The organism is Bradyrhizobium sp. Crot121 (assembly GCF_059512385.1).
Map to the genome: position 1 here is coordinate 84894 of NZ_JCAMOR010000001.1, position 17387 is coordinate 102280.

Here is a 17387-nt window from a genome sequence, read left to right on the forward strand (position 1 = left end):
GTGTTTACCCGCATCATTAATCATTGCGTCACTGTCTTTGGGTGACTGAGGTCGCTTGCCTGTTCAGAAGAAGGGCGAGTCGCAAGAGTCGGTTAGTCCGGCCTCTTAAAGTGGAGCTTGAACGAGAACGGATGAGAAAAGCTGCTTCTGCGCAAGATCTTAGGGCGATTCGAAAAAAATTGCACCGCGGACCTTGCGGATGGGAATCAGTTTTTGTTAACCATGTCTCGTCAGGATCCGAATCAGTTGTGCAAAGGCGTTTTGTGAGTGCCGCAAGTGCGGCCGACCTGACGCCCAGGAGCGGCGACTAAAGGGGACTGGCATGCGCGTTTTGCTGATAGAAGATGACAGCGCCGTCGCGCAGTCGATCGAATTGATGCTCAAATCCGAGAGTTTCAACGTCTATACGACGGACCTCGGAGAAGAAGGCGTCGATCTCGGCAAACTCTATGACTACGACATTATCCTTCTCGACCTGAACCTGCCCGACATGTCCGGCTACGACGTGCTGAAGCAGCTCCGGGTCTCCAAGATCAAAACCCCCATTCTGATCCTCTCCGGCCTCGCCGGCATCGAGGACAAGGTCAAGGGTCTCGGCGTCGGCGCCGACGACTACATGACCAAACCCTTCCACAAGGACGAGCTGGTCGCGCGTATCCACGCCATCGTGCGCCGCTCCAAGGGCCATGCCCAGTCCGTCATCCAGACCGGCGACCTCGTGGTTAATCTCGACACCAAGACGGTGGAAGTCGGCGGCCAGCGCGTGCATCTGACCGGCAAGGAATATCAGATGCTGGAGCTGCTCTCGCTGCGCAAGGGCACCACGTTGACCAAGGAAATGTTCCTGAACCATCTCTATGGCGGCATGGACGAGCCGGAATTGAAGATCATCGACGTCTTCATCTGCAAGCTGCGCAAGAAGCTCGCCAACGCCTCCGAAGGCCGCAACTTCATCGAGACCGTATGGGGCCGCGGCTACGTGCTGCGCGAGCCGCATGAGGCGGACGAACGCATCCCGGCCTAATCGCCCCGATCTCGCTGCTCCGACGAAAACCCCGCCGAAACGGCGGGGTTTCTGTTTTGCGCCAGCCTCAAACTGGTCGGTAATATTGTTCGCCATGGCGACCCTCAACCTGGCGGGGCCAATCGAAACTTCGCAAAAGCTGTTACGATCAGCCGAACTGGGCTGATGGAGTTTGCGGCACATGTCGAACTTCGATCTGGCACTGTCGGTTGGGCTTGGCATCGGCTTGGCCGCCGCAACCGGCTTCCGGCTGTTCCTGCCGCTGCTGGCCCTGAGCGTGGCCGCCTACACCGGACACGCGAATCTGAATGAGGGCTTTGCATGGCTCGGCACACCTGCCGCGATCATCATGCTTGGCACCGCGGCGATAGCCGAGATCGCCGCGTTCTACATTCCCGGTGTGGACAACCTGCTCGATACGGTGGCGACGCCCGCTGCTGTCGTCGCGGGGACAATCGTTTCCGCCGCTGTCATGACCGACTTGCCGCCGATGGTGAAATGGACGGCGGCCATTATCGCGGGAGGCGGCGTTGCCGGCATCACGCAAGGTTTGACCGCGATACTCCGGGCAAAATCATCCGTCTTCACCGGCGGCCTTGGGAATCCGGCCGTCGCGACGGCCGAACTCGGGAGCGCCTCGCTGATGGCACTTCTAGCCCTGGCCGCGCCGCTCGCCGCGCTCGCGCTGGTCATCCTGTTTTTCTGGCTCGCATTCCGCCTGCTTCGGGGCTCGACTCGGGGATCGCATCGGCCAAACGAACCCATAAGCGGGGATTGAACCCACCATCGTCATGCGCCGACCAATCGCTCGTGCAATTCTGTTGTCGGGCGAATCGGGGGCGCGATTGCTAAGGTCAGATTTGGTTTTTGCATCGCCGCGCCCAAAGGATGAAACGGCGCGTTGAATGATCCTGCACGCTTGCCGGGCTTCCGGCTTTCTTGGTCTATTTCTGCACGGCGCTCGTCGCCGTCATGGCCTACCTCTTCGTCTATACCCGCGTCACCGCGCACAACGAATTCGAGCTTATCCGCGAGAACAATACGGCAGCAGCGATCGCGCTGGGCCTCAGCCTGTGCGGCTTCGTACTGCCGGTGGTGAGCGCGATCGCGCACTCGGCCAATGTCATCGATTGCCTGATCTGGAGCGTGGTCGCGCTGATCGTCCAGATCATCGTCTATTTCATCGTCAAGGTCCCCGTGCCGAACCTGTCGGGACGGATCGCAGACGGCGAACTCGCACCCGCGATCTGGCTCGGGCTTTCCTCGCTCGCCGCCGGCGCCCTCAACGCCGCTTCGATGATCTACTGACCATGACAAGCCTTCCACCACCCAAGGAGTTCGGAACGCGAAAGTCGGCCCCTGTGCCGCCGCGCCCACCGACCAAACGTTCGGCCGAGATCGTCCTGATCCTGATGGGCACGCTCGCGGTCGGCGGCACCGCCTATTTGCTGATGCCGAGCGAGAACTGCGAGCGCCCGCCGAACGGCGCCGCGCCGTCGTTTTCGCAGGGCGACACCGAATGCCGGCAGCGCGGATCGTCCTCCTCCAGCCACGGCTCCAGCGGCGGCTCGCGCTACTCCAGCAGCGGCTCCTCCTCGAGCCACTCCGCCTCAGGCACATCCGACTCCGGATCGAACCATGTCAGCCGCGGCGGCTTCGGTTCGTTCGCGCACGCCTTCGGCTTTTCCGGTGGTTGAGAGAAGCGTACCCTTCGCACATCACCGTGAAATGACTGCTTTTGCTTGCCTTGGCATCGGCCGCTGTTGGAGACTGGTGCCACACCGCAAATGGCGGAAGAACGGGACTGCCGTCATGAAACGCTCGCGCCGGGTCGTCCTGAAACTGATGGGAAGCGTTGCGGTCGGCGCCGCCTCGATGGGGCTGGTACCGCGCACTGATTGCGGCCCCGGCAACACGGCCGCACCCGGCCCCGGCGGCAAACCCAGTTGCCGCGCGGTCTATGGCGGCTTCGGCGGGACGCCACGCCGCTTCAACGCCCGTGGTGACGTTGAATTCGACCCTTCGTATGGCGGAAGCTGATATCCGCATGCGGCGCATTCCTTGTTCGGAACGTGACGACTGGCCGGCGACCGCCGAGCGCGCCGGCTTCAGTTTCCACACCATAGGCGGCGAACGCTATTGGGACGAACGCGCCTATTACGCCTTCGCGCTGGACGAGATCGAGCGCGGGATCGAGGAGCCGACCGGCGAGATCGACGCGATGTGCCTCGAACTCGTCGGCCGCGCCACCGAAGATGAAAAATATCTACGCCGATTGAAGATCCCGGAAGCGTTCTGGCCGCTGATTGCGGAAAGCTGGCGCCGCGACGACGGAAGCCTCTATGGCCGGCTCGATCTCAGCTTCGACGGGCGCGGACCGGCCAAGCTGCTGGAGTACAATGCCGACACGCCGACCTCGATCTTCGAGGCGGCGGTGTTCCAATGGACCTGGCTCGAGCAGGCGATCGAGCGCAACATCATCCCGAAGCGATCCGACCAGTACAATTCGATCCACGAGCGGTTGATCGACGCCTGGAAGAAATTGGCATCCGGCGAGCACCTGCATCTTGCCGGCATGACCGGCAATGCCGAGGACGCCGCAACGCTGGCCTATCTGGAGGACACCGCCTCGCAGGCCGGCCTTGCGACCACGCTGCTCGATATCGAGGGCATCGGCCTTACCGAGGACGGCCGCTTTGTCGACCTCGATAACCGCGCAATCGAGCTCGCATTCAAGCTCTATCCTTGGGAATGGATGTTTCACGACACCTTCGGCACCAGGCTCGCGAGCGCGCCGACGCGCTGGATCGAGCCGCCGTGGAAGGCAATCCTGTCCAACAAAGGCATCCTGCCGCTGCTGTGGGAGATGTTTCCGAACCATCCCAATCTGCTGCCGGCCTATTTCGAGGATGATCCGAACGCGCAAACGCTCGGCAGCTCGTTCGTCCGCAAGCCGATCTATTCGCGCGAGGGCGCCAATGTCGCGCTTGTCAGCGCCGGCACCACGCTGATCGAGCAGGAGGGGCCCTACGGCGCCGAAGGCTTCATCCGCCAGGCGCCGGCGCCGCTGCCGAATTTCGCAGGCCAATATCCGGTGATCGGGAGCTGGTTGATCGATCACACCCCATGCGGGCTATCGATCCGCGAGGACGAGAATCCGATCACGGGGAACACGTCGCGCTTTTTGCCCCACGCGATCCTTTGAGGGGTGGTCCCTGCGTCATTGAGAGCCAACGGGTCGCGCGAACGCGCGCCCGATGACAGGCTCCGCGAAGCAATCCATGCCTCCGCAAGTGGTGAGATGGATTGCTTCGCTGCGCTCGCAATGACGATCACGGGCGACGGAGTTGTAGGGTTGGGTGTCGCCGCTTAACTCTATCGCGCCGCGGAAGCGACAGCCTTGAGCCCGATCGGCGCGCCGGTGCGCGCGACCGGCGCGGTGCCCAGGCAATAGAGACCGCGGCGGTCCGGATAGGGCTTGAAGACGCTGCTGATACCAACCACGGACTCGGCCGCCCCCAGCGCCAGCACGCCGTCGGGCTCGAGCATTTTTGCAAGCCGCGCGAAGATATCCGTCTTCGTCTCCTGATCGAAATAGATCAGCACGTTTCGGCAGAAGATCACATCGAACGTGCCGAGATGGGAGAAGTCCTGCAGCAGGTTGAGCTGGCGATGCTGCACCATGGCGCGGATATCGGCATTGAGCTGCCAGAACTCGCCGATCTGGGTGAAGTATTTCACCAGGAACTGGATCGGCAGGCCGCGCTGCACCTCGAACTGGCTGAAGATGCCGGCCTTGGATTTTTCCAGGACTGCCTGCGACAGGTCGGTCGCGACGATCTCGAGCCGCCAGCCCGCGAGCGCCGCGCCCATTTCCTTCAGACACATCGCGATCGAGTAAGGCTCCTGCCCGGTGGACGACGCCGCGCACCAGATGCGCAGCGAACGCCGCGCGGCCCGCGCCTGGATCAGCGCCGGCAGCACCGCCTGCTTCAAATGGTCGAACGGAATCTTGTCGCGGAAAAAGAACGTCTCGTTGGTGGTCATCGCCTCGACCACTTCCGATGTCAGCGCCTCGGCGCTAGCGCCCTTCATCTTCTGGACCAGCTCCGGAATGCCTGATAATCCCGATTTGCGCGCAAGCGGCACCAGGCGGCTCTCGACCAGATATTGCTTGTCGGACGACAGGTCGAGGCCGGACCGCTCCTTCAGGAGCTTGCGCAGATAATCATAATCCATCGGCGTCACGAACGATCTCCCGCAAACAACCGGTTAAGCTTCGGTCCGATCTCCTTGAGCGGTAGCACGGCCGCGCAGATCCCCGCATTCGCCGCCGCGCCCGGCATGCCCCACACGACACTGGTCGCCTCGTCCTGCGCAATCACGCTGCCGCCGGCGGCCACGATATCCTTGCCGCCGCGCATGCCGTCCGACCCCATGCCGGTCAGGATCACCGACATGATGCCGCCCTGCCAGACATCGATCGCGGACATGAACATGGGATCAACCGCAGGCTTGCAGAAATTCACCGGCGGTCCGTCATCGAGTGCGATCGCGATCTCGGCGCCGCGGCGCGCAACGCGCATATGGCGGCCGCCCGGCGCCAGATAGATCTGGCCGGCCTTGACGATCTCGCCGTCAACAGCCTCATGCGCCGGCCGGCGGCTGGCACGCGCGAGATGCTCGGCCAGGATCGTCGTGAAGGTCGGCGGCATGTGCTGGGTGATCAGCACCGGAAAGCGGTCGATCACCGGTCCGATCTCGGCGACCAGCGCCATCAGCGCCTGCGGACCACCGGTCGACGAGCCGATCAACAGCACCTTCGGCGCCAGCATGCCGAAGGGGCGGCGCACCAATGCCTGCTGCGAAGTCGCCGGGCGGGTCGCGGCTTCGCGCGCCTTGTCCTGCACCGGCGCCAATGCCGGGCTTGCGGCGACGGGTGTCGCGCGCCGGCGCACCTTGGCACCGAGATGGCGGATCTTCTGGATCAGGTCGTGCCGGAAGGTTTCTGCGGCGCCGGCCTCGCGCGTACTTTCCGGCTTGGGGATGTAGTCGGCCGCGCCGAGCGACAGCGCCTTCAGGCTGATCTCCGCGTTGCGACGGGTCAGCGTCGAGGCCATGATGATGACGAGATCACGCTTCTTGGCCAGCAGCTTCGGCAGCGCCGAGATGCCGTCGAGCTCCGGCATTTCGATGTCGAGCACGGCGACATCGGGATTGACGCGCTCGAGCTGGTTGACGGCGTCGAGACCGGTGCGGAATGAGGCCGTCACCTCCATGTCGGATTCCGCGCCGATCCAGCGCGAGATCATGCCGCGGATGACGACGGAGTCGTCGACCACCATCACCCGCAACGGCTCCTCCCGCGTCGAAGTCCGGGACGGGGCATTTGTCAACGCAACACTCATCAATTCACCAACGGCTCAACGGCAGGCCTTCTCCGGATCATGCTCCCATGCCGATGGCTTTCAGCCGCCGGATCGAACACGACACTCAGATCAGGCCGACCTCCTGGAACTTCGCGGTAACGATGTCCCGGTCGAACGGCTTCATGATGTATTCGTTGGCGCCGGCATGCAGCGCGCGGGCGATATGCGCGACGTCGTTCTCGGTGGTGCAGAACACCACCTTGGGCTGATCGCCGCCGGGCATCCGGCGCAGATTGCCGAGGAATTCGTAGCCATCCATCACCGGCATGTTCCAATCGAGCAACACGGCGGCGGGCATGGCGCGCTTGCAGGCTTCCAGCGCCTTCTCGCCGTCCTCGGCCTCGACAATCTGAAAATCGAGGCCTTCCAGGATGCGACGCGCGACCTTGCGAATGACGCTGGAGTCATCGACGACAAGACAGGTTCTCATGTTGGGCCTCTACTTCCTCATCCCGCGAGGGACGTTTCCGTTTCAGTTCTTCAATAGGCATGCCCGCCTATCGCGCGGAGACTAGGCCGCCTTCGCATCCGGCATCAGTTCGAGCACGCGGTCGACATCGAGGACGACCATGAGCTGGCCGTCGAGGCGATGGACGCCGCCGGCGAGCTTGGCCATCCGCGGGTCGAGGTTGACCGGATTCTCCTCGCGGCTGTCATCGGGCAGCCGCAGCACCTCGCCGATCTGGTCGATCAAGAGGCCATAGGATTCGCCGCGAAGATCGACGCCGACCGCCATCGGCGGCTTGCCGTCATCGTTCTTCGGCAGGCCGAGCCGCGCGCGCATATCGACCACCGTGACGATGCGGCCGCGCAGGTTGAGCACGCCGGCGATCTCGCTGGAAGACAGCGGCACACGCGTCAGCCGCTCCGGCATGAACACGTCCTGCACGCGTGAGATCGGCAGGCCGAACAATTGTCCGCCGATCACGGCGGTGACGTATTCGGCCATGGTGCCTTCGCTGGTGTCGGTCTTGCTGGTCATCGTTTCAATTCCTTGTGCCCGACTCAACCTATGCCGCTTTCCTGATCTCGGCGGTCTGTTCCTTCAACGCCGCGATCAGGCCGGGACGGTCGAATTTGGCGACGTAATCATGGAAGCCCGCTTGCCGCCCGCGCTCGATCGCGGCCGGCGAGACCATCGCCGACAGCGCGATGATCGGAACGCCGCTCAAATGCTGATCGGAACGGATGCTCTCGGCGAACTCGAAGCCGTTCATCTCGGGCATCTCGATGTCGGTCAGCACCACGTCGAACGCCTGTCCCGAACGCAGCGCGGCCAGCCCTTCCTGTGCATTCGGCGCGGTACGCACCTTGTAGCCGGCGGCCTTCAGGACCGGGGCCAGCATGTTGCGGAAGAACGCGCTGTCGTCGACCAGAAGCACCGATTGCGCGTTGGAGGACGGCCGCATCTCCTTGCGGCTGAACCAGTCGGAGAAGGCCATCGGCAGGAAGTGACCGACGTCGATCACTTCGGTCGCCTGGCCCTTGATCACGGCCGAGCCGAGAATGCCATCCTGCGAGCCCGCGACCTCGATGTGCAGCCGCTCCTCAACGATGTCGATGATCTCGTCGACCACGAGCCCCATCGAGCGGCCGTCGTCGGCGAACACCAGGATCGGCTGCGAGCCGGAGGTCTGCACATTGACATCAGCCATCTGCACCAGCGGCATCAACTGATCGCGGTACTGCACCATGTAGCGGCCGTTGGAGAGCTCGATCTTGTCGGTGGCGATCTCCTCCAGGCGCGTGACGAGGCCAAGCGGCACCGCCTTCGGCTGGCTGGTGCCGGCACGGAACACCAGGAGCGAGGTGAGCTGCTCGCCGCTGACATGGGCCGCAGCGCTGTCGTCCGCCATCTCATGGGCGGCCGAGCCGGCAGCACCGAGCGCCTTGGCGATGCCGTTGGGGTCGATGATCATGATGACAGCGCCATCGCCGAGGATGGTGTTGCCGGAGAACATGTCGATGTGACGCAGCTTGGTCGACATCGGCTTGACCACGATTTCCTCGGTGTGAAACACGCCGTCGACCACGATACCGAAAGTCTGGCTGCCGACCTGCGTCACCACGATGAAACCGTTCTCGGGATCGCTCGACGAACCGTCATCGATCCTGAGCAGCTTCTTCAGGTGCATCAGCGGCAAGAGCTTGTTGCGCAGGCGCAGCACGGCGGTGTCCTTGATGCGCTCGATGCGGTGCTCGGAATTGGCCCGCGCGCGAACCAGTTCAACGACGGAGAGCTGGGGGATCGCAAAACGGTCGCCGCCTGCTTCGACGATCAGCGCCGACACGATGGCGAGCGTCAGCGGGATCTTGATGGTGACGGAGCAGCCCTCGCCTGCGACCGACTTGATGTCGATGGTGCCGCCGATCTGGTCGATATTGGTGCGCACCACGTCCATGCCGACGCCGCGGCCGGAAACCGAAGTGACTTGCGCAGCCGTCGAGAAGCCCGGCGCGAAGATGAACTTGTGGATCTGCGCTTCCGTCATCTTCTCCAGTTCAGCCTCGGTGACGAGGCCGTTGGCCAGAGCTTTCGCCTTGATCCGTTCGGTGTTGAGACCGCGGCCGTTGTCGGCGATGCAGATGATGATGTGGCCGCCCTCGTGATAGGCGGAGAGACGGATGGTGCCCTGCTCCGGCTTGCCGGCCGCCGCGCGCTCGGCCGTGGTCTCCAGACCATGGTCCGCGGAGTTGCGCACCATGTGCGTGAGGGGATCCTTGATCAGATCGAGCACCTGGCGGTCGAGCTCGGTGTCGGCGCCGTGCATCTCCAGTTCGATCTGCTTGCCGAGTTCGCCCGAGAGGTCGCGCACGATGCGCGGCAGCTTCTGCCAGGCGTTGCCGATCGGCTGCATGCGCGTCTTCATGACGCCCTCCTGCAGCTCGGCGGTGACGTTCGAGAGACGCTGCAACGGCACCTTGAACTCGGTGTCCTCGTTGCGGCGTGATATCTCCAGGAGCTGGTTGCGGGTCAGCACCAGCTCGGAGACCATGGTCATCAGGTGCTCCAGCGTATCCACGTTGACGCGGATCGACTGGTTTGCGACCTTGTCGGACTCGTGCATGTCTTCGGCGGCCGCCGTCTTCCTCGGTGCCTTCTTCTCCTTGGCAACCTCTGCGGCCGGCTCATGTGCGGCAGGCTTGGCTGCGGGCGCGGCAGCAGGCGGGGGCGGCGCCACTTCGGTGGCGGTTTCGCGGAACGCGCGCTCAAGCTCGTCGAGTGAGACTTCACCGGGACGCAGCGGGCGCTCGAGCGTCTGTACCACCAGCGTGCCCTCGGTCGCCACGGGCTGCAGCGGCGGCGCGGCCATGACAGGGGCCTCCGGCTCTGCGGCAGGTTCGGTACTGGCCTCGGCCGCCATCGATTCGAAACTGCGCTCGGCCATCTCGTGCAGCTTGACGATGAGGTCTTCGTCCGATCCTTCCGGCTCGGCCTCGGTTGCCTCCAGTCCTGCGAGGATCTCCTTGATGCGGTCGATGCTCGACAGGATCAGCGTCACCGCTTCCGCCGTGACCGGCATGCCGTCGCGGAATTTGCCCATCAAGGTCTCGCCGGCATGCGCCAGCGCTTCCAGTCGCGGGAGCCCCAGGAAGCCGCAGGTACCCTTGATGGTGTGCACTAGGCGAAAAATATTATCGAGAATCTTCGCGTTGTTCGGCTCTTGCTCGAACTTCACCAACTGATTGTCGACCGTGTCCAGGCTTTCGCTGGTCTCGGTCAGAAACTCTCGCATCAAATCGTCCATGAACCTGGCCTTCGTACGCAGCGGCACGCGACATCGACGCGCCTTACGGAACTTGGACCAGCTTCCATGCAAAGCGTTTAAGTTTGGTTGAGTATGTGGAAAAGAACGGGATCAACAAAGAGATAAGAAGAAAAGATCGAAATCAACGGCAAGTTGCAAACGATTGGTTAACGCTATGGCCGCCGTCGCGGCGCGCGGCGCATTCGCTTCGCGCCTCCGATCGCGCTCTACGTCGTTGTTTGCGCATGATCTCTTGGGCGGCCTGCGCGCCGTGAGATCATGCAGCAATTCGTCAGGACGCGCTGACCACCACAGTCTCGCCCTCGAGGGCGAGCTTGACGGTCAATCCGCAGGCCTGCGCCAACAGCCGCGCGTAATAGGGCTGCACCGCGTGGGCATCGACCGCGGCCGACGTGCTGCCGAGAATATCGACGATGTTCTGCGGCACGCGGGCGTTCAGCCCGGCCGAGGTGATGCGAAAGCTCATCGTCTCGCCCTCGCCGACCGGATCGATCGTCAGCGTGCCGCCGCGCGGAATCGTCTGCTGCGCGATCACGAGCATATTCAGGAGCAGCTTGACGCGATTCTTGGGCATGAGCAGCCGCGGCAGATTCCAGGTCAGCGTCACCTTGCCGTCCTCGATATGCCCCTTCGCCATGGCCTGCGCGTCGCCGAGATCGATCTGCGCGCCGGCCGACCCGGCGGCACCGAAGGCAAGCCGGCAGAACTGCAGGCGGGCAGATGCGGTCTTGGCGCTCTTGCGGATCAGGTCGAGTGCAAAATCGCGGTCCTCGGGTTTCGGATTGTCGTCGATGACCTCAAGGCCATTGACGATCGCGCCGACAGGACTGATGAGATCGTGGCAGACGCGCGAGCACAACAGCGCCGCCAGTTCGAGGGCATCGGGAGCGGGACCGAGAGACGAAGTGCCAGACATGAAGTGTTCCTGGAATGCCGCGATACACGCGGACGGGAGCGAATCACGCATGCTTTTGGATTTGATACACTGGGGAAGCGCATGCTGCCAGCTTGCGGCGGAAGTGAGATGGGAACGGTAGTAGCCGATGAGAACCGCTTATGAATGAGGCATGCCCGCCCCGGATCGACGGCAATGCCGCGGCCGCGCTGATCGAACCACTGACGGAACTGGTGATGCGGGCTGGCGAGGCCATCCTGGCGGTCAATCGCAGCGCCATGAAGGTTGAGGGCAAGAGCGACGGCTCGCCGGTGACCGAGGCCGATCTCGCGGCCGACCGCATCATTGCCGAGGGCTTGGCGCGGCTTGCGCCAAACGTGCCGTCGCTCTCCGAGGAGCGCACGCGTCTGGCGAGACCGCCCTATAGAGACAGCTTCTTCCTGGTCGATCCGCTCGACGGCACCAAGGAATTCGTCGCCGGCCGCAACGAGTTCACGGTCAACCTCGCCCTGGTGACCGAAGGGACGCCGCTGCTTGGCATCGTCGGGGCGCCAGCTCTGGGCGTGATCTGGCGCGGCATTGTCGGCCGCGGCGCGGAGCGGTTGATCGTTCGCGATGGCGCGGCACCGATCGTCGAATCGATTCGCACCCGCCCTCACCCGCCGCGCGGAAACCCCTGGACCGTGGCGGTCAGCCGCTCCCATGGCGATGCGCGCACGGAGGCCTTTATCGCCGGGCGGGGCGGCGCGGTGCGGGCCGAACTCGGCTCAGCGGTGAAGTTCGGACGGGCGGCCGAAGGCAAGGTGGACATCTATCCCCGCCTTGCGCCGACCTGCGAATGGGACGTCGCGGCCGGCCATGCCGTGGTCACCGCCGCCGGCGGCAAGATCACGGATTCGCACGGAGCGGCACTGCATTTCGGCCTGCGGGACGACTTTATCGTGCCGGAATTCATTGCCTGGGGCGATCCCGCAGCCGCCCCTTAGAGGCGGGCAACTACTGCGCCAGCGTCTGCTCCAACTCCGGCCAGCGGGCGGTGGCATCTTTCAAAAAACGTTGAGGATCGGCGACAAAGGCGTCCCGATTGTCCTCCCGGCCGAACAGATAGAGCCGCTGCCCGGTGACCGCCCAAAATCGTGGATTGCCGGCATAGGTGACGCCGCGGCCGAGATCGACCGGGTCATAGCCGCCGAATTGCGGACCGTAGATTTCCGGATGAGCGACAAAGGAGGCGCGGTTGCCTTCATTGCGGAAGCGCCAGACCGCGCCTGCCTGCGCAGCCTCAAAGTCCGGCAAACCCTCAAGGGCAGCGGCATCGGTAAAATATGCCACTGGGTCGAATCCCTCGATGGCGAGGCCGGAATAGTGATTGACCACCACCCGCTCGGTCGTGGCAGCCCGGACTGCCGAATCATTCCCGATCCAAGCTAAAAGACCGACGGCGAAGATGAAAAAGGCTATTCCGGGGCGCCGGCGGTATATTTCCTGCCGTTGTACCGTCATAGTTGATATCGATAACATTGGAATCGAGGGGACACTGGGCGCAAGCTAGAGCCGACCTTGTTGGCGTCAGGTTAAGGCGGCGACCAGAATTTCGATCGCAGGGGTTCTTTATGAGTTTCGCATCACGCCTTGCCGCGGCAGCGCTCGCTGCGCTGATGTGCTGGATTGCGCCGGTTGCCGCCCAGCAGGCCCCGCCGCCGCAATACCCGCCGCCGCAGCGCGAGCCCGGTCCGAGCACCTATGGGCCAGACGAACTTGTTACCGCCGGCCACAAATTCTTCGGTAACGTCTCGCGCGGGCTTGCCTCCGTCATCGAACGCGCGGTCAGCCAATGGGGTCTGCCCAATGGCTACGTGCTCGGCGAAGAAGGCTCCGGCGCTTTCGTCGCCGGCCTGCGCTATGGGGAAGGCACGCTCTACACCAAGAATGCCGGCGATCTGCGGGTCTATTGGCAGGGGCCCTCGGTCGGCTTCGACTGGGGCGGCGATGGTGCCCGCACCATGACGCTGGTCTACAACCTGCCCTCCACGCAAGCGATCTACCAGCGCTTCGTCGGCATCGACGGCTCGGCTTACATCGTCGGCGGTTTCGGCATGACCGCGCTGACGGCCAACAACATCGTGCTGGTGCCGATCCGTTCCGGCATCGGGCTCAGGCTTGGTGCCAATGTCGGCTACCTGAAATATACCCCGCGCGCGACCTGGAACCCGTTCTGACCCCGCCGTTAACGCCTTGACGTGAATCCCTCACCACGGGCAGGCATTTGGCTGGCGTTTTGCCGGCCGCCCGTGGCATTGTGATTAACGAATTATTATCGCGGGAGTAACCCATTCATGGTCGAACCGATCATGTATCTGGCGATCGGTTTTCTGGTCTCGATGCTGTGCGGTCTGATGATCGTGCCGCTGGTGCATAACCGGGCGGTGCGGCTGACGACCCGGCGTATCGAGGCCGCAACCCCGCTGTCGATGGCCGAGATCCAGGCGGACAAGGACCAGTTGCGCGCGGAATTCGCGATGTCGGCGCGGCGGCTCGAAATGAACGTCGAGCAGCTCAAGAGCAAGACTACGAGCCAGCTCGCCGAACTCGGCAAGAAGACCGACGCGATCAACCGCATGAAGATCGAGCTCGGCGAAAAGAACGCCGCGATCTTCGCGCTCGAGGCGCGCGAAAAGGCGATGAAGGATCAGGCCCGCGCCACCGAAGAGGAGTTCGCCGCCAAGGCCGAGCAGTTGCGCGCCGTCGAGCAGGCGCTGACGAACAAGCAGAGCGAGCTCGGCAAGATCAATGCCGACCTGAACGACCGCTCGATGGCGGCGGATAGCCGCCAGATCGAGCTGATCTCCGTCCGCACCCAGATCGAGGAATTGAAGGACCGGGTCAGCGACGCTGAAAGGGACTTCGCCGCCACCCAGGCCCGCCTGGCCGAGGAACGCAGCGCATCCGAAGCCGCGACCCGCGAGCTCGCGGAGGCGCGAAGCCGAGCCGAGAGTCTGAACCAGCGCGTCACCGACCTCGACCGTCAATTGAGCGTCCAGGTTAATGAAGCCCAGATCCTCGGCAACCGCGTCAACCAACTGGAAGGGCGGCTTGCGAGCCAAGGCAAGCTCTTGGCCGAACGGGAATTCGAGAACAACCAGCTCCGGCAGGCCAATGAGGCAGCCGAGCGCACCGTGAAGGAACTGCGCGCGGCGATGAATGGCGGCAAATCGCCGGCCCTTGAAAAGCTAAAAAGCGAGAAGGCCGCTCTGGAAGAACAGCTCCGCATCATCAGCGACGAGCGGTCAAAGCTGCAGCGCGACATCAACGCGATCCAGGAACAGGCGGAGAACTCCTGGGCGACCGAGCGCATGGAGAACGCGCTGCTGCGCGAGCGCATCAACGACATTGCCGCCGAAGTAGCAAAGCTGGCGATCCAGCTCGAAGGGCCGGATTCGCCGATCGAGGCCATGCTGGCCGCGGAGCCGGCGGTCCCGGCCAAGGGCGGACCGAAGACGGGACCGAAAGCTGCCAATGGTGTGCCCGCCGCAAGCGGTCTGCCCGAAGGCGGCGGAACGCTCGCCGAACGCATCCGAGCGCTGCAATCCCACGCTTCCCGCGCCCGCCAGCAGGGGGCATAAGGCTCTTTCACGCTTTGGGGTCGGCTTTGGCTTGACACCCCGCCCCTGCCCTTCGTAAATCGCGGCTCCGGCCGAAAGGCCGTTTCCGGCTTCCGCGCCGAGATCCCGGACGCATAGCTCAGCGGGAGAGCGTTCCCTTCACACGGGAGAGGTCCAAGGTTCGATCCCTTGTGCGTCCACCATTAACTTTTTAAAAGTCAACGACTTAGCGGACTAGTTCCCTAACGAAGTACCCCAAGAGAGCTCAGGTACAATAGGGGCACGTCGGTATGGCGCGGTTGCCCAGAATCGCTGTGCCACGATATGATTTGCCGGCAAAATCAATGCCTATTCCGACGAACATATAGTTCGAGCGGAGTTCAGCCGACGGGCAGTTCGGGAAAGATCTTGTCGAGCGTGATCGGAAAGTCGCGGACCCGCACACCGGTAGCGTTATAGATCGCGTTTGCGACTGCAGCTCCTGCCCCACAGTTGCCGAGCTCGCCGATGCCCTTGGCGCCAAGCGGATTGCCCTTGTCGTCCTCCTCGGGAAGGAAGACGGCTTCGACGCTTGGAACATCGGCATGCACGGGCACATGGTACTCGGCGAGATCGTGGTTGACGAAATGACCATGGCGAGGATCGAGCACGGTCTCTTCCATCAGCGCCGCCCCAACGCCCCAGATCATGCCGCCGATCATTTGCGAACGCGCCGTCTTCGGATTGAGGATGCGCCCGGCGGCGAAGACGCCAAGCATGCGCCGCAGCCGTGGTTCGCCCGTGTCGATATCGACCGCGACCTCGGCAAAATGCGCGCCGAACGCATGCTGGGAATAGGTGCGATAGGTTTCGCCGCGGGCCGCAGAACCCTCGGCCATTAATCCGTCCGGCGCGATCCGCTCCAGAAGACTGCCAAGGCTTTCCGAGCGTGAGCCGAGGTGGAGTTTGCCGCCCTCGAAACGAGCTTCCGAAATGTTCGCGCCATGCAAGGGTGAACGTTCGTGTGATGCGGCTGCGGACGCGATCTGCTCCCGCAATATCAGACAGGCATTGTGAACCGCCGTGCTCGAACTCGATGCGCCCCACGAGCCGCCCGAACCGGCGGTGCGCGGTAGGCTGCTGTCGCCGAGTTCGACCTTGACGGCCGAGAGCGGTACGCCCAGCCGCTCGGCCGCGACTTGCGCCAGGATCGTATATGTGCCGGTACCGATATCGGTCATGTCAGCCTGCACCGTGACCTGCCCCCGCGCATCGATGGCGACACGAGCCGAGCCCGGTCCGAGATAATTGGCGCGGATCGCGGCTGCCATGCCATAGCCGATCAGCTTGCGGCCTTCCCGACGGCTGCCTGGCTTCACCGGGCGATCACGCCAGCCGAAGCGCTCGGCCCCATCGCGCATGCACGCGATCAGGTTTCGGCTGGAGAAGGCCACGTTGCGCTCCGGATCGCGCTCCGGCTCGTTGCGGATGCGTAATTCGATCGGATCGAGGCCGAGCTGTTCGGCAAGTTCGTCCATTGCGCATTCAAGCGCGAGCAGGCCGGATGCTTCGCCGGGTGCCCGCATCCATTCACCACGATTGGTGTCGAGGCGTACAAGGCGATGCATCGTACGGCGGTTCGCCGCTGCGTAGAGCGCGCGCGTCGGCACCGCGCTCTGCTCAGTGAACTCCTCGAAACGGGACGTCGAGGAGGTGACCTCATGCTCGATCGCGGTCAGGCGGCCATCGCGGTCCGCGCCGAGCCTGATCCGCTGTTTCATTGCCGGGCGATGGCCGGCATTGGCGAACATTTGCTGTCGCGTCAGAGCGACCCTAACCGGCCGGCCAAGAACGCGCGCGGCCAGTGCGGCGCAGACCGTCTCGGCATGAACGATCAACTTGGAACCGAAGCCGCCGCCGATGAAGGGGCTGATGACCCTGACATTCTGCGGCGAGATGCGCAGCGTGTTGGCCAAGCCGGCCTGGATATTCGCCAGCGTCTGCGCCGAAGTATGGACGGTCAGTCGGTCCCCATCCCATTCGGCGATGGCCGCATGCGGCTCCATCGGATTATGGCTTTCGAACGGCGTCGCATAAACGGCGTCGAGCTTGACCGGCGCCTCGGCGAAAGCGCGGTCAAAGTCGCCAAGTATCGAGTCCGTGGGAAAGCCGGCATTGGTACGTTCGGGCCGGTAGATTTCGGCATTCGGCGCTGCGGCATCGAACGCGCCCGGTTCGCTCGCATAGCGCAGCCTGATCAGCCTCGCTGCCCCTCGCGCCTCCTCGAAGGTCTCGGCGACGACCAGCGCGACCGGCTCATCATGATAGCGGATGCGCTCGCTCGCCAGCACCGGCCGGGCCCGCGTGAACACCTCCGGCACAGTTGGCGTGACAGCCGCACCGAAGGCCGCTTGGCTCGGTGCGTTCCTGTGCGTCATCACCAGGATGACGCCGGGTGCGCGCTCGGCGTCGCCGGTATCGATTTCGAGGATACGTCCCTTGGCGATGCTCGCACCGAGGATGTAGCCAAAGGCCGCCGCGCGATCGAGCCTGTGCTCGTAGGCATAGCGTGCCCTCCCCGTGACCTTCAGCGCTCCGTCGATACGGTCCACGGGCTGGCCGATTGCCGTGGCAGCGCCGGGGCGCGATGTCGTCTGAACGATGTAATCTTTAGCCATCGTCTTATGC

General features: G+C 63.6%; 16 protein-coding genes, 1 tRNA gene and 1 pseudogene. 10 read left to right on the forward strand and 8 right to left on the reverse strand.

Features of this window, described 5'->3' with window-relative positions; translation table 11 throughout:
- Positions 1-322: 322 nt before the first annotated feature.
- The 6 genes and pseudogenes from ctrA to AC5ZGW_RS00390 all read left to right on the forward strand — a co-directional run bounded on the left by ctrA (position 323) and on the right by AC5ZGW_RS00390 (position 4229).
- Positions 323-1024, forward strand: coding sequence for a response regulator transcription factor CtrA (gene ctrA, locus AC5ZGW_RS00365; protein WP_016848562.1), 702 nt, complete (start codon positions 323-325; stop codon positions 1022-1024).
- Positions 1025-1205: 181 nt separating this feature from the next.
- Positions 1206-1802 carry a DUF4126 domain-containing protein gene (locus AC5ZGW_RS00370; protein ID WP_130228849.1) on the forward strand — a complete coding sequence of 199 codons (597 nt, stop codon included), beginning with the start codon at positions 1206-1208 and terminating at the stop codon, positions 1800-1802.
- Between the two features lie 137 nt (positions 1803-1939).
- Positions 1940-2332 (forward strand): annotated as a pseudogene (locus AC5ZGW_RS00375) (DUF350 domain-containing protein); the annotation flags it as partial.
- A gap of 2 nt (positions 2333-2334) precedes the next feature.
- Positions 2335-2721 (forward strand): hypothetical protein, encoded by a 387-nt coding sequence (locus tag AC5ZGW_RS00380; RefSeq protein WP_130228847.1) that lies wholly within the window; start codon positions 2335-2337, stop codon positions 2719-2721.
- A 115-nt stretch (positions 2722-2836) separates the two neighbouring features.
- Entirely contained in the window at positions 2837-3064 is a 228-nt protein-coding gene (locus AC5ZGW_RS00385) for a hypothetical protein (protein WP_130228846.1), read from the forward strand.
- Positions 3065-3071: 7 nt separating this feature from the next.
- Positions 3072-4229 carry a glutathionylspermidine synthase family protein gene (locus tag AC5ZGW_RS00390; RefSeq protein ID WP_130228845.1) on the forward strand — a complete coding sequence of 386 codons (1158 nt, stop codon included), beginning with the start codon at positions 3072-3074 and terminating at the stop codon, positions 4227-4229.
- A 170-nt stretch (positions 4230-4399) separates the two neighbouring features.
- Here the strand turns inward: AC5ZGW_RS00390 and AC5ZGW_RS00395 are convergent, their stop codons facing one another.
- The 6 genes from AC5ZGW_RS00395 to chpT all read right to left on the reverse strand — a co-directional run bounded on the left by AC5ZGW_RS00395 (position 4400) and on the right by chpT (position 11139).
- Positions 4400-5272 carry a CheR family methyltransferase gene (locus tag AC5ZGW_RS00395; RefSeq protein ID WP_130228844.1) on the reverse strand — a complete coding sequence of 291 codons (873 nt, stop codon included), beginning with the start codon at positions 5270-5272 and terminating at the stop codon, positions 4400-4402.
- Positions 5269-6432: a protein-glutamate methylesterase/protein-glutamine glutaminase gene (locus tag AC5ZGW_RS00400; RefSeq protein WP_130228843.1), complete on the reverse strand. Its 1164-nt coding sequence runs from the start codon at positions 6430-6432 to the stop codon at positions 5269-5271. The genes AC5ZGW_RS00395 and AC5ZGW_RS00400 overlap by 4 nt, the downstream gene beginning before the upstream one ends.
- Positions 6433-6517: 85 nt before the next feature.
- Positions 6518-6883, reverse strand: coding sequence for a response regulator (locus AC5ZGW_RS00405; RefSeq protein WP_028165519.1), 366 nt, complete (start codon positions 6881-6883; stop codon positions 6518-6520).
- An 81-nt stretch (positions 6884-6964) separates the two neighbouring features.
- On the reverse strand, positions 6965-7435 hold the full coding sequence (locus AC5ZGW_RS00410; RefSeq protein WP_130228842.1) for a chemotaxis protein CheW: 471 nt from the start codon (positions 7433-7435) through the stop codon (positions 6965-6967).
- A 28-nt stretch (positions 7436-7463) separates the two neighbouring features.
- Positions 7464-10202 carry a hybrid sensor histidine kinase/response regulator gene (locus AC5ZGW_RS00415; protein WP_474418699.1) on the reverse strand — a complete coding sequence of 913 codons (2739 nt, stop codon included), beginning with the start codon at positions 10200-10202 and terminating at the stop codon, positions 7464-7466.
- Positions 10203-10494: 292 nt separating this feature from the next.
- Entirely contained in the window at positions 10495-11139 is a 645-nt protein-coding gene (chpT, locus tag AC5ZGW_RS00420; RefSeq protein ID WP_165435464.1) for a histidine phosphotransferase ChpT, read from the reverse strand.
- 140 nt (positions 11140-11279) lie between these two features.
- On the opposite strand from chpT, the gene cysQ reads away from it, so the two are divergent.
- Positions 11280-12104: a 3'(2'),5'-bisphosphate nucleotidase CysQ gene (cysQ, locus tag AC5ZGW_RS00425; RefSeq protein WP_130228840.1), complete on the forward strand. Its 825-nt coding sequence runs from the start codon at positions 11280-11282 to the stop codon at positions 12102-12104.
- Between the two features lie 10 nt (positions 12105-12114).
- Here cysQ and AC5ZGW_RS00430 read toward each other — a convergent pair whose 3' ends face one another.
- Entirely contained in the window at positions 12115-12621 is a 507-nt protein-coding gene (locus AC5ZGW_RS00430; RefSeq protein WP_245474975.1) for a YHS domain-containing (seleno)protein, read from the reverse strand.
- Positions 12622-12731: 110 nt separating this feature from the next.
- On the opposite strand from AC5ZGW_RS00430, the gene AC5ZGW_RS00435 reads away from it, so the two are divergent.
- The 3 genes from AC5ZGW_RS00435 (at position 12732) to AC5ZGW_RS00445 (ending at position 14923) form a co-directional block, all read left to right on the forward strand.
- Positions 12732-13337 (forward strand): DUF1134 domain-containing protein, encoded by a 606-nt coding sequence (locus tag AC5ZGW_RS00435; protein ID WP_028165514.1) that lies wholly within the window; start codon positions 12732-12734, stop codon positions 13335-13337.
- Positions 13338-13454: 117 nt separating this feature from the next.
- Positions 13455-14741: a coiled-coil domain-containing protein gene (locus AC5ZGW_RS00440; RefSeq protein WP_130228839.1), complete on the forward strand. Its 1287-nt coding sequence runs from the start codon at positions 13455-13457 to the stop codon at positions 14739-14741.
- Positions 14742-14848: 107 nt separating this feature from the next.
- Positions 14849-14923: transfer RNA gene (locus AC5ZGW_RS00445), tRNA-Val, on the forward strand.
- 177 nt (positions 14924-15100) lie between these two features.
- On the opposite strand, the gene AC5ZGW_RS00450 is transcribed toward AC5ZGW_RS00445, so the two are convergent.
- Positions 15101-17377 (reverse strand): xanthine dehydrogenase family protein molybdopterin-binding subunit, encoded by a 2277-nt coding sequence (locus AC5ZGW_RS00450; RefSeq protein WP_130228838.1) that lies wholly within the window; start codon positions 17375-17377, stop codon positions 15101-15103.
- Between the last annotated feature and the right edge of the window lie 10 nt (positions 17378-17387).